Genomic DNA, 13941 nt, shown 5'->3' with positions numbered 1-13941 from the left:
CCCCTCCCGCGCCCGCCGCGCGATCACCCCGTCGTCCCACGTCCCGCCGTCCCCCGTCCCGTCACTCCACGCCGCCCCCTCGCCGTCCTCGCCGGCACCGGTCTCCGCCCGACGCTCCCCGGACTCCGTCACCGCGTCACCGTCTCTCTCCCGCAGCGGTCCGCCACCGGGCATGCGCGTTCCCGCTCCGTCTCCCGCTCCTCCACCGACCGCGTCCGGCGCTGCTCGCGCTGCACCACGGACACCGCGGCGATCAGTTCGGCCTGCTGGTCCGGCGGCACCGTCAGACGGTCCAGGGGGGCCAATCGGCGCTCCCGTTCACCGTCGAGGGCGTGCGCCAGATACCTGGTCAGCAGTTGAGCACCCTGGTCACACAGCCGCAGCGCGCTCTGTGCCCCCAACAGGTCGGCGAGGTTCTCCCCCGCCGTACGGGCCCGGCGCCCGCCCAGCAGCGCGGTGGCCAGCAGGGCCGCCGGTTCCTCGGCGTCGACCTGGTCGGCCCGGTCACCGGCCTGGCCTCCGCGTGCCTCCCGGGTCTCCTCCTCGGCCAGTTCCTCCAGGCAACGCCGCCACCGCCGGACGATCACGCCGATCCGCCCGGCGGCTCCCGCGGCCCCGTCCATGGCGGTCAGCGCCGCCTCGGCCGCCGCGGGGTCCCGCCGCCAGGCGACCACGGCCCGCTCGTCGGCCTCCTCGACGGCACAGACCAGCAGCGCGGTGAGCCCCTGGGCCAACGCGTCCAGCAGCTCGTCGGCGCGACCGCCGAGCCCGTGCGCGTGCCAGTGGGCGCGGGCGTCGCCGGCCAGCACTTCACCGGCCGCGACCTCGCGCCGCACCCGCTCCGCGGCCTCCTCGTACGCCTCCTCGGCCCGGCCGGCCAGCCGTAGCGCCGCGGCGTGCTGGGCGGCGGCGGCCCCGGCCAGCGCGGGCAGCCGGCTGCGCAGCGAGGCGATCACCCCGAAAGCGGTCCGGTCCGCGGCGGCACTACGGGCCACGGGGTCCTGGGCGTGCCGTTCCAGCCACTCCCGCAGACCGGCGACCGCCGTCGCGGGCAACAGTCCGCGGCCCCCGCCCGCAGACTCGGGCAGTTCGGGAATGGTGAACCGGGGAACGTGCCCGAGCCCGGCCCGTTGCAGGAGCTCCGCGTACCGCGCGGAGATCTCGGCGGCGATCTGGTGCGGTACCCGGTCCAGCACGGTGACCAGCGTGACGTCGTACTCCTTGGCGGTGCGCAGCAGATGCCAGGGCACCGCGTCGGCGTACCGGGCCGCCGTGGTGACCAGTACCCAGACGTCGGCCGCGCAGATCAACTCGGCGGCCAGTTCGCGGTTGCCGGCCACCAGTGAGTCGATGTCCGGGGCGTCCAGCAACGCCAGCCCGCTGGGCAGCGCGGCGTCCGTCTCGATCCGCACCGTCGGCGTCCCCGGCTCACCGACCGCCCGACCGTGCCCACCGCCGAGCCCTTTCTCCTCTCCTTCGTTGCGCTCGCTTCCCTCGCCACCGTCCTGCTCCGGCACCCACACCCGGGTGAGCCCCGGGAGCACCCGCTGTCCGGCGAACCAGCGGTGGTCGTCGGGGTGGCAGACCAGCACCGGCGTACGCGTCGTGGGCCGCAGCACCCCGGCCTCCGAGACGCGCCGCCCCACCAGCGAATTGACCAGGGTGGACTTGCCCGCCCCCGTGGAACCTCCGACGACCGCGAGAAGTGGAGCCTTAGGGGCGCGCAGGCGGGGCATCACATAGTCGTCCAGCTGGGAGAGCAGCTCGGCCCGATTGCGCCGGGCGCGGGCGGCGCCCCCGAGCGGCAGGGGAAATCGTGCGGCGTCGACGCGGTCACGCAGAACGGACAGTGCGTCGATCAGCCGGGGTCCTACGTCCAAGGTCGCCACATGTGAAGAATGCCCAATTTAGTTAGCTTTTTGAAGCGTATAACCCCTTGTGTGCGCCGCAAGAATCTCCACGGAACGCGATAGGTGAGATATGGGATTTTCGTAACATCTCAGACGCAGGCATAACGAGTGCACAACACCCGCCACGCGAGACGGCAAAAGCCGTGCAGGATTCGTACCTGCCTGCGATTATCGGGATCGCTTCACCGAACCTCCACAACGTGCCACGGAGGTGAAGCAACCGGGACGAGCCACCCGGGCCTCTATCCTGGTCCGCGGTTCGTGATCCACGCCCACCATCCGGCCCCCGTAGCTCAGTGGATAGAGCAGGTGCCTTCTAAGCACTTGGCCGCAGGTTCGAGTCCTGCCGGGGGCACCAGGACAGGCCCTCCCTTTGGGAGGGTCTTTTTGTTGGGTGGGTGGTGGGGGGCCTGGGGCTGGGGGCGGTTCGGTTAGGGGTGGGGGTGTGTCGGGGTGGGGGTGTTGAGCAGGGACGGGTAGTCGTCGAGGGATATGGCGGCCGAGATTTCGTGGCCCTCTTGGAGCATGGCGGTGAGGGTGGCGGGGTCGTTGAGGGCGGCGTTGCGGGCGGTTAGTGCTTCTTGGGTGAGGGGGGCCAGGAATTCACCGGCGCCTCGGCCGCCTTCCTGGCAGCGCGTGACGTACGGTCGCAGTTTCTCCTCGTAGCGGGCGAAGGCTTGGCGGTGGTCGCCGGCCGCGGTGGCCAGCTCGCCGGCGAGGACGTAGGCGCCGACGATCGCCGAGCCGGTGCCCATGCCGCCGACGGTGGCGCCATAGGCGGCGTCGCCGAGGAGTGCTATCCGGCCCGTCGACCAAGTCGGTATGTCGACGCGGCTGATGGAGTCGAAGTAGAGGTCGTCGGCGTCCCAGACCGTTCCAATGAGTTCCGTGGTGCGCCAGCCGGCGCCCTCGTACGCCTGGGTGAGGGCCTTCCTCTGGGCCTGCGGGTCACGGCGGTCGTGGTTCAGTTGCTCGGACGCGAAGACGCAGAAGGTCTCGCCTCCGTAGGTGGGGTCGTCGGCCCGGCGGGGGACGCGGCCGACCGTCGCCAACCGGCCGGGCTCGTTGTAGCCGACGGCGCGGGCCGCGAGGTCGGGGGCGGCCGTTGTCGGGAGGTCCCAGCCGGCGACGTAATAGCCGAGGTGGCTGACGAATTGCTCTTCGGGGCCGAAGGCGAGGCGGCGCACGGTGGAGTGCAGGCCGTCGGCGCCGATGACCAGGTCGAAGGTGCGGGGCGCGCCGCGCTCGAAGGTGACGTGGACTCCGTCGGCGGATTCGGTGAGGGAGGTGACGGTGTCGCCGAAGAGGTATTCGGTGGAAGGGGCGTGGGGCGTGGGGGTGGGGTGGGCCAGGTCGGTGGGGTGGGTGTGGTGGGTGGAGTGGGTGTGGTCGTAGAGGATGCGGGAGAGCTCTGAGCGGAGGATCTCCAGGTCGCCGCCCGCGAACTCGGGGGGCATGGCGGCCACTTGCTCCCCCTCGGCGTCGATGAAGGTCATGGGGCTGCCGGCGGTGCGGCGCTGTCTGATCTTGTCGAGGACGCCCATCCGCTGGAGCACCTCCAGATGCGCCGCACCGCGGAAGTCGACCGCGAAGCCGCCGCCGCGCAGGGCCGGCGCCACCTCGACGACGGTGGGGCGGAAGCCGTAGCGAGCGAGCCAGTAGGCGAGGGCCGGGCCGGCGATGCTGGCGCCGGAGATCAGTACCGTGCGGGGCCGGGTGGGCGCGGGCGGCGCGGTGAGCGTGCCTTCTTCCCTGGTCGGAGGCATGGCCGTCGTGGCCGGCGCGGCGGTCGTGGTGGTGGCCGGCGTGGCTGGTGTCGTCGTTGATCCGTGCGTCATTGGACGCTCCCCCCGTGTCGGTGTGGCGTGGTGACGAAGTCACTGTATCCGGCGGACACAGATCTGTATACCCGTGGACACAGTTTTAGGATGCGGGGGTGGCTGGAGACGAGAAGAGCAGTGTGTTCGGGGATCAGGCGGGCAGCGTCGAGCTGTTGTGGGGCGGGCGCGGGCGGCCGAGTCGTGGCCCCAAGCCGGCGCTGAGCCTGGAGCGGATCACGCAGACGGCCATCGGGCTCGCCGACACCGGCGGGCTGGGCGCGGTCTCCATGCAGCGGGTCGCGGCGGAGCTGGACTTCACGAAGATGTCCCTGTACCGGTACGTGCCCGGTAAGTCGGAGCTGGTCGCGCTGATGATCGACATGGCGCTGGGTGAACCGCCGGAGCTGGCGGGCGCCGCGGCCGACGACTGGCGTGGCGCGTTGCGGGAGTGGGCGGAGCGGCTCGCGGCGGTCTTCGACCGGCACCCGTGGCTGTTGAGCGTCCTCATCGGGCCGCGGGTCATGGGTCCCAATGAACTCGGCTGGACGGAGCGGGCGTTGGCGGCGCTCGTGAACACCGGGCTGACGGGCGGTGAGCAGTTGGATGCCGTGGTGGTGGTGAGCGGGCACATCCGGGCCATCGCGCAGGTGTCGGCGTCCATGGGCGTGGGCAGCGCCCGGGCGAAGGAGCCGGAGGCGGTGATGAGTGCCGCGCTGAACGAGCTGCTCGTCGGGCGGTCCGAGCGGTTTCCGGCGGTGGCGGCGGCGGTGGCGGACACCGCGGGGGGCGCATCCCGGGACCATGCCTGGGAGTTCGGGCTGGAACGGATCCTGGACGGGCTGGCGGCGTACGTCGGGCGCGGGTGAGGTCGTCGGGCGGGCGGTGCGGTTTCGGTGGTGTGTGCCTTCCGCCGGGCCCTGGTGGTGGGTGGGTGCCGCCCACCGGGCGGGCACCCGAAACCGCCCCGGCCCCCTGCCTCGGGGCGGGCGAGCCACAAGGCAGGGGAAGCCCCACGGGCGCCGCCGCTACATACCCAGTCGTACCGACTTGCGGGGCTGCTCCTTCGCACCCGTCAAGAGGCCGTGCAGGGTGGCGAATTCGTCGACGCACTTGGCGGTGCCGTTGACGACGCAGTCCAGGGGGGCGTCGGCGACCGTGACCGGGACACCCATCTCCTGACGGAGGCGGCGGTCCAGGCCGCGGAGCAGGGCGCCGCCGCCGGTGAGGGCGATGCCGCGTTCGATGATGTCGCCGGAGAGCTCCGGGGGGCATTCGTCGAGGGTGCGGTGGACGGCTCGGACGATGGCCTCGACGGGTTCGGTGAGGGCGGTGCGGATTTCTTCGGCGGTGATTTCCTGGAGGCGGGGGAGGCCGCTGAGGTGGTCGCGGCCGCGGACCGTGAAGGAGTAGGGGGAGGGCGACGAAGAGGGGGAGGACGGGGACGCCTCGGAGTCGGCTTCGGGGTCGGCTGCGGTTTTCGCGGTGGGAGTGGTGAGGGCGGCGAGGGCGGTGGAGTCCTCGGGGGTCCAGGCGGCCGAGCCGATGGCTATCTTGATTTCTTCGGCGGTGCGTTCGCCGATGGCCAGGCCGTGTTCCTTCTTGATGTACGTCGAGATGGCGGCGTCCATCGCGTCCCCGGCGACCCGTACGGAGTGGGCGGTGACCAGGCCGCCCATGGAGACGACGGCGACCTCGGTGGTGCCGCCGCCGATGTCGACGACCATGCAGCCGACCGGTTCGGCCACCGGGAGGCCCGCGCCGATCGCGGCGGCCATCGGCTCCTCGATCAGGTGCACCTCGCGGGCGCCGGCGCCCCGCGCGGAGTCGATGACGGCGCGCCGTTCGACCCCGGTGATGCCGGAGGGGACGCAGATGACGACCCTGGGGCGGGAGAAGCGGCGGCTGGGCAGGGCCTTCTTCATCAGGGCGCGCAGCATTTGTTCGGCGGCGTCGAAGTCGGCGATGACGCCTTCCCGGAGGGGGCGCATCGCGGTGATCCCGGAGGGCGTGCGGCCGATGGTGCGTTTGGCCTCCGAGCCGACGGCGATGACGTCGCCGGCGGCGTTGACGGCGACCACGGACGGCTCGTTCAGCACCACGCCTTTGCCGCGGGCGTAGACGAGGGTGTTGGCGGTGCCGAGGTCGATGCCTATGTCGTACGTACCGGACGAAGTGCTGGACGCCATGGGGAGTTCGTTTGCTCTCTCTCGGGAGGACATTGCGCCGCAGAGAGCGTCATTGACCTACCAATGACGGTAATTGCGGGCAATTATCTAGACTACTGGGGGTGCGGAATGGTTCCTGCGGGGGCGGCCCGCGGGGTAAAGAGGCGGCAAGGTCAGGGGTCGGGGGGCAGCGCCTCGGCGAGGTCGTCGAGGGCGTCCAGGAGGAGTTCGGAGGCGCGGACGGCGACGCCCGCGTGCTCGCCCTCGGCGTTCCACCGTTCCCAGACGGCGTGCGGTTCACTCCAGTCCAGGGGGGCGCCGTCGCGGACGGCCCGGGCCGCGCGGTCCAGGGCGGGGCGGAGGGCGGCGGTGAACGCGTCGGCGCCGGGCGAGGGTTCGGCGTCCTTGTCGGGCAGGTGGGCCTCCAGGATCATCGTGACCCGGCCCATCGTGGCGAGCGTGGTGCTGGCGGCGTGGGCCGCGTGGAGCGAGAGGCCGCGGTGGCGGACCGGCTCCTTCTCGGCGCGGGCCTCGCTCACCTCCCAGGCGGCGCGGGCCGCGCGGGCGTCCAGCAGGGCTTCGCGGACCTGTCGGGGGCGGCGCTCGGCGGGCCGGGCGTAGCCGTCGAGGACGGCGCGTGCGTAGCGGCCGTTGGCGGTGAGCCAGTCGGCGAGGCGGTCGCGGAGCCGGGGCGTCTCCCAGGCGGGGAACAGCGCGTAGGACAGCATCGCCAGGATGCCGCCGATGAGGGTGAGTACGACGCGTTCCTGGACGGTCTGTTCCCAGCCGGCGCCGACGATGCCGAGCAGGAAGACGACGTAGCCGGCGATGCAGGCCGAGGTGACCGAGAAGCCGGTGCGCATCAGCAGGTACATCAGGAAGACGCAGACCAGGGCGAGGGCGGCGCTGATGTAGGCGCCGGGATGGGCCAGGGCCATCAGGGCGCCGGCGATGGTGACGCCGACGAGGGTGCCGGCGAAGCGGGCGACGCCGCGGGAGTAGGTCTGGGCGAAGTCGGGGCGCATCACCATGACGGAGGCGAGCGGCGCCCAGTAGCCGTGGCCGAACCGGAGGGCGGTGGCGAGCAGGTAGCCGGCGGCGGCGACCGCGGCGACGCGGAGGGCGTGTCGGAAGATGTGGGAGGACCAGCGGGCCTCGCGGCGCAGGGCGCGGAGGGCGACCGGGACGAGTTTGGGGACGCTGGGGCGCAGCAGGTGGCCGCGTTCGGCCGTGGTGGTGGGGCGGGTGGCCTCGACGGGTTCGTCGGTGAGTTCGACGGCGTCGGCGAGGAGGGAGATCAGGCGGTAGGCGGCGCGGCGGGCGGGGCCGCTGAGCATCGGGCCGGTGGCCGGGACTTCGAGGGCGGCCATCGCCTCCGGTGGCAGCCGGACCGGCTTGTCGTGCCGTACGGCGTGCGCGACGGCGTCCAGGACGGTGGCGGCGGCGCCCAGCAGTTCGCGGGCGCGGTCGCGTTCGGGTCCTTCCAGGGGGGCGCCGACGACCGGGTCGGCCAGTGAGGCGAGGACCGGGCGGACGCGTTCGGCGAGACCGCGGGGGCCGTGCAGTTGGACGGGGCGGCGCTTGGCCTGGCGGGGGGTGACGGCGGAGGCGAGCCGGGCGTCCATCAGGGGCGCGGGGTCGAAGGGGGCGACCGGGTCGTGCCGTAGTCGTCGGGCGTAGTCGGCCTCGGCGGCCAGGGCGTCGGCCAGGGCGTCGCGCTGGATGCCCCAGGGGCGTACCGGGAACAGGACGATGAGGGTGGCCTGGACGAGGCCGCCGAAGGCGATCAGTGCGGCGTGTTGCAGGGCGCCCAGGACGGACGTCGGGAGCGTGACGGTGATCAGCATGATCGCCACGGTCTGGGTGCCGATGAGGCCGGAGACCGGGCCGATCGCCCAGGCCAGGCCCGCCAGGAAGGTCCAGCCGGTGAGCAGCAGGACGAACGCGACGAGGTGGGCGGCGGCCAGATAGCCGAGGAAGGTGGAGACCGCCAGGGCGCCGGCGACGGCCAGGGCCAGGACCGGGCGGGGCCGCATGCTGCGCTGGAAGGTGACGATGCCGGAGGAGAAGGCGCCGAAGGCGGAGGAGACGGCGAGGGCGGGGCTGCCCCACCACAGGCACAGGCCGATGACGACGGCCACGCCGGCGGTGCCGCGGATCGCGATCAGCGGGGTGAGTTTGGCCCGTTCGATGGTCAGCCCCGAGCGGGCGGCTTCCTTGAGCGCTCGCGACCAGGTCATAGCGAGAGGATACGGGCCGGGAGCTGGGGTGACGGGGTGTCGGGCGGCGGGTGCGGGAGGGGTACCCGGATGCCTCCGCGGGGGTGCGGAAGGGGGGCGCGCGGGGGCGGGGAGGGCGGGTGGCGGGGCCGTCGTGGGAGGGAAGGGCGCCAGGGCGCGTGCGGGTGCCCGGGGTGGTGGGGAGGGGCGCACGGGGGCCATCTGGGTTCAGCGGCACACCCCCACCAGGAAAATGACGGTAAACCGGATCTCCGGTGAGCGTAAACACCACAGGTCAGAGCGGGGTAAGGACTTTCGGCCCGGAGCGGTGCGAGCAACCAGACACCCCGGGAGGGAAACCTGTCCCCGCCCTGTCCCCTCTTGCTGGCCGGTCGGGACAACTCCCGGCCCGTTCGCCAAGGAGAAGGTCCCGTGCGCAAATCCCTTGTCAAACCGGTGATCGCGTTGATCGCCCTGACCGTCCTCGGAGCCACGGCAGGCTGCGGCACGAGCGACTCCGAGGCCACCCCCGTGCGGTTCAGTGGCCCCCGGACGGGTGCCGCCATGCAGACCGCGCCGACCAGCAAGAACTCGCTGGTGCAGATGCCCACCCACCCGATCAGCTTCCAGGAGACCAGCAAGGTCGGCGGGGCCGGTGAGAACACTCCGATCGCCCTGACCACCTATCACGGGAAGAAGTCCGGCTTCACGGGGAAGGTGTGGGTCTGGGCGCCGCCGGAGTACTACGACAAGAAGAACGCGAACAAGGGCTTCCCGGTCATGGAGGCGCTGCCCGGCGCCTACGGCTACCCGGTCAACTACTGGATAGGTTCCGACCTCAAGCTGGAGGAGAGCCTCGCCACCTGGTCGAAGGCCGGTAAGAGCCTGCCGTTCATCGTCGTGATGCCGGTGCTCAACCCCAATGACAAGCAGTACTACGACGGCAGTGACATCCCCGGCCAGCCGAAGATCGGGACGTGGCTGAGCAAGGACGTCCCCGACCTGGTCCGGGAGAACTTCCGCACCCTGAAGACCCGCAACGCGTGGTGCATCATGGGCTCCTCGTCGGGTGGTTTCTCGGCGCTGAAGAACGTGCTGCAGAACCCGAAGGACTTCAAGGTGGCGATCCCCAACGGGCCGGACATCGTGCCGGACTCGCCGCTGTGGCGGGGTCACCTCTCGGCGATGCGGGAGAACAACCCCGAGGTGCTGGCGCACCAGTTGATCGCCCGCGGCGGGCCGGACGTCTACCTGGCCTTCCAGGACGGTTCCAAGGAGAACACCGTGCTGCCGAAGGTGCGGAAGTTCATCGCCCAATACGGCCACGGGCCGGTGAAGACGCGGCTACAGATCGTGCCGGACGGCACGCACAGCGGCGCCACCTACGTCCAAGGCATGGGCATGGGCACGATGCAGTGGGTCAGCGCCCACATGCAGGGTCCGATCGGCTGAGCGCGGGGCGGACCGAAGGGCGGTCGCGACGGACACCGGTCCGTGGCGGCCGCCCTCGTCGTGTGCGGGGGTCACGGCGCGCAGTCGACGTCCTGGAGGGTGATCGGGTGGGAGTCCAGGCCGACGTAGGCGGTGAAGGTGCGGCGGGTGCCGCCGTCCCAGTGGGTGGTGACGGTGGCCCAGCCGACGCCCGCGGACTGGGCGGTGGTGACCTTGCCGATGGTGATCGACCGCGGGGTGTTCTGGGCGCAGAGCAGCAGGTCGTAGCCGTCGGTGTGGGCGGCGCGGTCCTTGAGGTAGGCGGAGACCTGGTGACTGCGCCGGTAGGGGGTGGGGCCGTGCTGGCCGTAGAAGCCGGTCAGGAAGTGGTGGATCTCGGTGGCGGTGTGGCGGCCGTTGGGGTCGCTGCGGACGGTGGCGGCGGCGGGTCCGGTAGCGGCGAGGGTCAGGGCGAGGGCCGCGGCACAGGCGGCGACGGCGGTGACAGGACGCGGTGCGGTACGGGACATGGCGGGTCCTCATCTTCAGGCGTGTGACTGCGTAGACACGCGTTTCCGGCGGAAGGTTGCGGTCCGGGGTGGGCCGGGCAAAGGGGACAGTCGTTCGCACAACGGTGTGCGTCCCGGTGCCCGGCCTGGTTACGACACCACGTCCTTGCGGGCGAAGCCGCGGAAGGCCAGTGCGGTGAGCACCAGCGCGTAGGACACCGATACCGAGGCGCCCTGGAGCATCCCGGACCACTCCATCTGGGGTTGGAGCGCGTCCGCCAGGCGTACTGCCAGTGGGCGGGCAGCACCGCGCGCCAGTCGCCGAGCGCGGTGACCTGGTCGAGGACGTTGCCGACGATGGTCAGTCCGACGGCGCCGCCGACCGCGCCCAGCGGGGCGTCGGTCACCGTGGACAGCCAGAACGCCAGCGCCGCGGTGACCAGTTGGCTGGCGAAGACGTAGCCGGTGACCACGGCCAGCCGCAGCACCGCGTCGCCCGGGGCGAGCGCGCCGCCGGTGGGCAGCTGGAGCGGACCCCAGCCGTATGCGGCGGTGCCCACCGCCAGGGCGACCAGCGGCAGCAGCAGCATCGCGGCGGCGCTGAACACCAGCCCCACGGTGAGTTTGCTCAGCAGCAGCCGGGCCCGCGGCACCGGCGCGGCGAGCAGGTAGCGCAACGAGGACCAGCTGGCCTCGGAGGCGACGGTGTCCCCGCAGAACAGCGCGACCGGCACCACCAGTAGGAAGCCGGCGGACACGAACAGCGCGGTGGCGGCGAAGTTGCTGCCGGAGGCGGTGGCGGTGGCCATCAGGCTGATCCGGCCGGTGTTGCGGGTGCTGGGGTCGCCGCCGATCGCGAACGCCGCGACGAGGACGAACGGCAGCAGCGTCAGGATCGCGGCGATCACCAGGGTGCGGCGCCGCAGGAGTTGGCGGCGGGCCTCGACGCGCAGCGGCAGGGTGTGCCGGGCGCGGTAGCCGGGCGCCGCTGCCGGGGTGGTGGCGGTCATCGTCCGTCTCCTCCGATCAGGGTGAGGAAGGCGTCCTCCAGGCGGCGGTGCGGGCCGACGCGGTGCACCGGGACTTCCAGCCGGAGCAGTTCGGCCAGCAGCTGCGGGGTGCCGTCGGGGGCGGCGAGCCGGACCAGCAGACCCTCGTCGGCGTGGGCCGCGGAGGCCACCCCGGGCAGCGCGCCGACCTTCTCCACCAGTGCGTCGGGGAGCGGCGCGGCGGCGCCGACGTCGATCAGCACGGTGTCGCCGGAGCCCACGATGTCGCCGACCGGGCCGGCCTGGACGAGCCGGCCGCGGTCCATGACGACCAGGTGGGTGCAGCTCTGCTCGACCTCCGACAGCAGGTGGCTGGAGACGATGACGGTGCGTCCGGCCGCGGCGTAACGGATCATCACCTCGCGCATCTCGCGGATCTGCGGCGGGTCCAGGCCGTTGGTCGGCTCGTCGAGGATCAGCAGGTCCGGCAGGCCGAGCATGGCCTGGGCGAGGGCGAGGCGTTGCCGCATGCCCTGCGAGTAGGTGCGGACCGCGCGCTCCAGGGCGTCGCCCAGTCCGGCGATCTCCAGCGCCTCCTCGGTGTGTGCGTCGGCGGCGGGGCGGCCGGTCGCCTGCCAGTACAGGTCGAGGTTGGCCCGGCCGGACAGGTGCGGCAGGAAGCCGGCGCCCTCGACGAACGCGCCGACCCGCGACAGCACCGGCGCGCCCGGCCGGACGGCCTGGCCGAACACCCGGACCTCCCCGCCGTCCGGGCGGATCAGGCCCATCAGCATCCGCAGGGTGGTGGTCTTGCCGGCGCCGTTGGGCCCCAGCAGGCCCAGCACCTGGCCGCGTTCGACGCGGAAGGTCAGGTCCCGGACGGCGTACCGGTCGGTGGACTTGGCATAGCGCTTGCTCAGGTCGGTGATCTGAAGCGGGACGTCGGTCAGGGCCGGGTCGGGGGCGGGCGCCGCGGTCCTGCGGCGGGCGGTGAGCAGCAGCAGCGCGGCCACCACCGCGGCGGCCGCGGGCAGCGACCAGGTCCAGGCGGGCAGCGGGGCGGCGGCGCTGCGCACCTCGGGTGCGGTGGGCACGTCGAGGTTCCCGGTGGTCGCCGGGGCGTGGGTGGGGGTGCCGCCGGCCAGGGAGACGGTGTAGGTGGCGGGCGCGGCCGGGGTGGCGTAGCCCAGGTCGGTGGCGGCGAGCACCAGGCGCAGGCGGTGGCCGGCGGCGAAGTCGTGGTCGACGGTGGGCAGGTGGAGCCGCACGGTCCGGCCGTCCCGGGCCCCTTCGACGCGGTACGGCGTGACCAGTTGGGACGGCAGCAGTTGGCGCCGGCCGTCCGGGGCGACGTCGTAGAGCTTGGCGAAGAACACCGCGTCGGGGGAACTGGACCGGATCCGCACGGTGGTGGTGGGGCTGCCGGTGAGGTGGACGGAGGTGCGCAGCGGGGCGGAGTCGAAGTGGGCGTACTGGCCGGGGAAGTCGAGGGAGAGGCCGCCGGCGCCGAGGGCGGAGAGGTCGCCGAGGGCGCCGACTCCGGGGACGGCGGAGATCGCGGGTGGGGCGGCGCCGGCGGGGTTGGTGAAGCGCTGTTCCCGGCCGGTCAGCGGAACGGGGCGCGGGTCGTGGTCCAGGCCCGGGTAGCGGTCGGCGCTCGCGCCGCGGAGCCGTACGGTGCCGGCGGTGGAGTCCACTCCTCCGCTGCGGCTGACCCGGAACGCGGGCCCGGTGGCGGCGTGTTGGTCGCCCTTGAGGTAGCGGTCGAACCAGGCCGTGGTGCGTGCGGTGAGCCGGGTGGTCTCCCGGTCGCCGCCGTCGTGTCCGCCGGCGATCCAGTCGACGGCGACGGGTGCGCCGTTGTGGCGGAGGGCCCGGGCCGTGGCGTCGGCCTGGTCGAGGGGGAACAGCGAGTCGGTCTGGCCCTGCATGAGGAGGGTGGGCACCTTGATGCGGTCGGCGACGGCGGAGGGGCTGCGGGCCTCCAGGAGCCGGCGGGCCGCGGCGTCCGGTGTTCCGCTGACCGCGACCCGTTCGTACATCGCGCAGAGCGCGGGCTGGAACCGTCCGCAACCGCCGGCGGAGACGGACGGGCCGGACGAGCCTGATGAGCCGGACGAGCCTGATGAGCCAGACGAGCTGGCTGAGTCGGGCGCAGTGGCGGGGGTGGACGGGGCGGGTGCGGCGGAGGCGGTGCCCGAGGTGCCGGTGGGGGAACCGGCCGCACCCGTGGCGGAACCGGCCGTTCCGGTGGTGAAGAAGATCCCGGCCCACAACTTCTTGAACACCCCGTTGGGGAAGAGGGCGTCGGCGAGGTTCCAGTAGGTGATCTGCGGGGCGATGGCGTCCACCCGCGGATCGTGGCCGGCGGCCAGCAGGGCGATGGCGCCGCCGTACGAGGCGCCGGCGATGCCCACGCGCGGGTCGCCGGGCTTGTCGAGCCGCACCTCGGGGCGCTTGGCGAGCCAGTCGATCAGCCGGCTGACGTCGGCGACCTCGGCGTTCGGGTCGTTCAGTCCGATCTTGCCGGTGGACCTGCCGAAGCCGCGCGCCGACCAGGTCAGCACCGCATAGCCGTCCCGGGCCAGTTGCTCGGCCTCGGTGCGGACGTCGGTCTTGCTGCCGCCGAAGCCATGGCCGAGGAGGACCGCGGGCCGGCGGCCGGCGGCGTCGCCCCCCGCGGCGAAGAACGAGGTGTCGATCCGCACCGTCCGGATGCCGCCGGGCGTCTCGGGCATCGTCAGGACGTGGTCCTCGCGGTGCACGGTGGGCGGGGTGTCCGAGGCGGCGGCCGCCCAGGTGCCGCCTCCTATGAGGAGGGCCAGCGCGCCCACGGTGGCGTAGAGCCGGCGCCCGCGCAGTCGGAGATCCATAGCTGAATCCTAGGGAGCGGTCCGG

8 protein-coding genes, 1 tRNA gene and 1 pseudogene are annotated in these 13941 nt (G+C 72.7%); 3 read left to right on the top strand and 7 right to left on the bottom strand.

The features are described from left to right. Nucleotides 1-128: 128 nt before the first annotated feature. Nucleotides 129-1889, bottom strand: a complete 1761-nt coding sequence (locus ACO0M4_RS24730; protein ID WP_430373110.1) for a dynamin family protein — start codon at nt 1887-1889, stop codon at nt 129-131. A 303-nt stretch (nt 1890-2192) separates the two neighbouring features. Between ACO0M4_RS24730 and ACO0M4_RS24725 the strand changes: the two genes are divergently transcribed. After that, a tRNA-Arg gene (locus ACO0M4_RS24725) sits at nt 2193-2268 on the top strand. A gap of 73 nt (nt 2269-2341) precedes the next feature. Here ACO0M4_RS24725 and ACO0M4_RS24720 read toward each other — a convergent pair. Then, entirely contained in the window at nt 2342-3748 is a 1407-nt protein-coding gene (locus ACO0M4_RS24720; RefSeq protein WP_430373109.1) for an FAD-dependent monooxygenase, read from the bottom strand. A 98-nt stretch (nt 3749-3846) separates the two neighbouring features. On the opposite strand from ACO0M4_RS24720, the gene ACO0M4_RS24715 reads away from it, so the two are divergent. Further along, the gene (locus tag ACO0M4_RS24715; protein WP_430373108.1) at nt 3847-4596 is read left to right on the top strand and encodes a TetR/AcrR family transcriptional regulator; all 750 of its coding nucleotides are present in this window, start codon (nt 3847-3849) and stop codon (nt 4594-4596) included. Nucleotides 4597-4755: 159 nt separating this feature from the next. Here the strand turns inward: ACO0M4_RS24715 and ACO0M4_RS24710 are convergent, their stop codons facing one another. Further along, complete coding sequence (locus ACO0M4_RS24710; protein WP_430373107.1) at nt 4756-5916, bottom strand: rod shape-determining protein; 1161 nt, start codon at nt 5914-5916, stop codon at nt 4756-4758. Nucleotides 5917-6068: 152 nt separating this feature from the next. Then, a complete protein-coding gene (locus tag ACO0M4_RS24705; protein ID WP_430373106.1) occupies nt 6069-8135 on the bottom strand; it encodes an FUSC family protein in 2067 nt (688 codons plus the stop codon). Nucleotides 8136-8546: 411 nt separating this feature from the next. On the opposite strand from ACO0M4_RS24705, the gene ACO0M4_RS24700 reads away from it, so the two are divergent. Then, a complete protein-coding gene (locus ACO0M4_RS24700) occupies nt 8547-9566 on the top strand; it encodes an alpha/beta hydrolase (protein ID WP_430373105.1) in 1020 nt (339 codons plus the stop codon). A gap of 71 nt (nt 9567-9637) precedes the next feature. Here the strand turns inward: ACO0M4_RS24700 and ACO0M4_RS24695 are convergent, their stop codons facing one another. The 3 genes and pseudogenes from ACO0M4_RS24695 to ACO0M4_RS24685 form a co-directional block, all read right to left on the bottom strand. Then, nucleotides 9638-10075, bottom strand: a complete 438-nt coding sequence (locus ACO0M4_RS24695) for a hypothetical protein (RefSeq protein ID WP_430373104.1) — start codon at nt 10073-10075, stop codon at nt 9638-9640. A 129-nt stretch (nt 10076-10204) separates the two neighbouring features. Further along, a pseudogene (locus ACO0M4_RS24690) lies at nt 10205-11064 on the bottom strand (ABC transporter permease). Next, nucleotides 11061-13916 carry an alpha/beta fold hydrolase gene (locus ACO0M4_RS24685; RefSeq protein WP_430373103.1) on the bottom strand — a complete coding sequence of 952 codons (2856 nt, stop codon included), beginning with the start codon at nt 13914-13916 and terminating at the stop codon, nt 11061-11063. Before ACO0M4_RS24685 ends, ACO0M4_RS24690 begins: the two are co-directional and overlap by 4 nt. Between the last annotated feature and the right edge of the window lie 25 nt (nt 13917-13941).

The sequence above is a fragment of the Streptomyces sp. RGM 3693 genome, from assembly GCF_050471125.1.
Taxonomy (GTDB): domain Bacteria; phylum Actinomycetota; class Actinomycetes; order Streptomycetales; family Streptomycetaceae; genus Streptomyces.
This window is presented reverse-complemented; position numbering and strand designations above follow the sequence as displayed.

Excerpts from the sequence above, each read along its gene's own strand:
- ACO0M4_RS24695 (WP_430373104.1), bottom strand. The coding sequence starts at position 10,075 with ATGTCCCGTACCGCACCGCGTCCTGTCACCGCCGTCGCCGCCTGTGCC.
- ACO0M4_RS24710 (WP_430373107.1), bottom strand. The coding sequence starts at position 5,916 with ATGGCGTCCAGCACTTCGTCCGGTACGTACGACATAGGCATCGACCTC.
- ACO0M4_RS24705 (WP_430373106.1), bottom strand. The coding sequence starts at position 8,135 with ATGACCTGGTCGCGAGCGCTCAAGGAAGCCGCCCGCTCGGGGCTGACC.
- ACO0M4_RS24720 (WP_430373109.1), bottom strand. The coding sequence starts at position 3,748 with ATGACGCACGGATCAACGACGACACCAGCCACGCCGGCCACCACCACG.
- ACO0M4_RS24685 (WP_430373103.1), bottom strand. The coding sequence starts at position 13,916 with ATGGATCTCCGACTGCGCGGGCGCCGGCTCTACGCCACCGTGGGCGCG.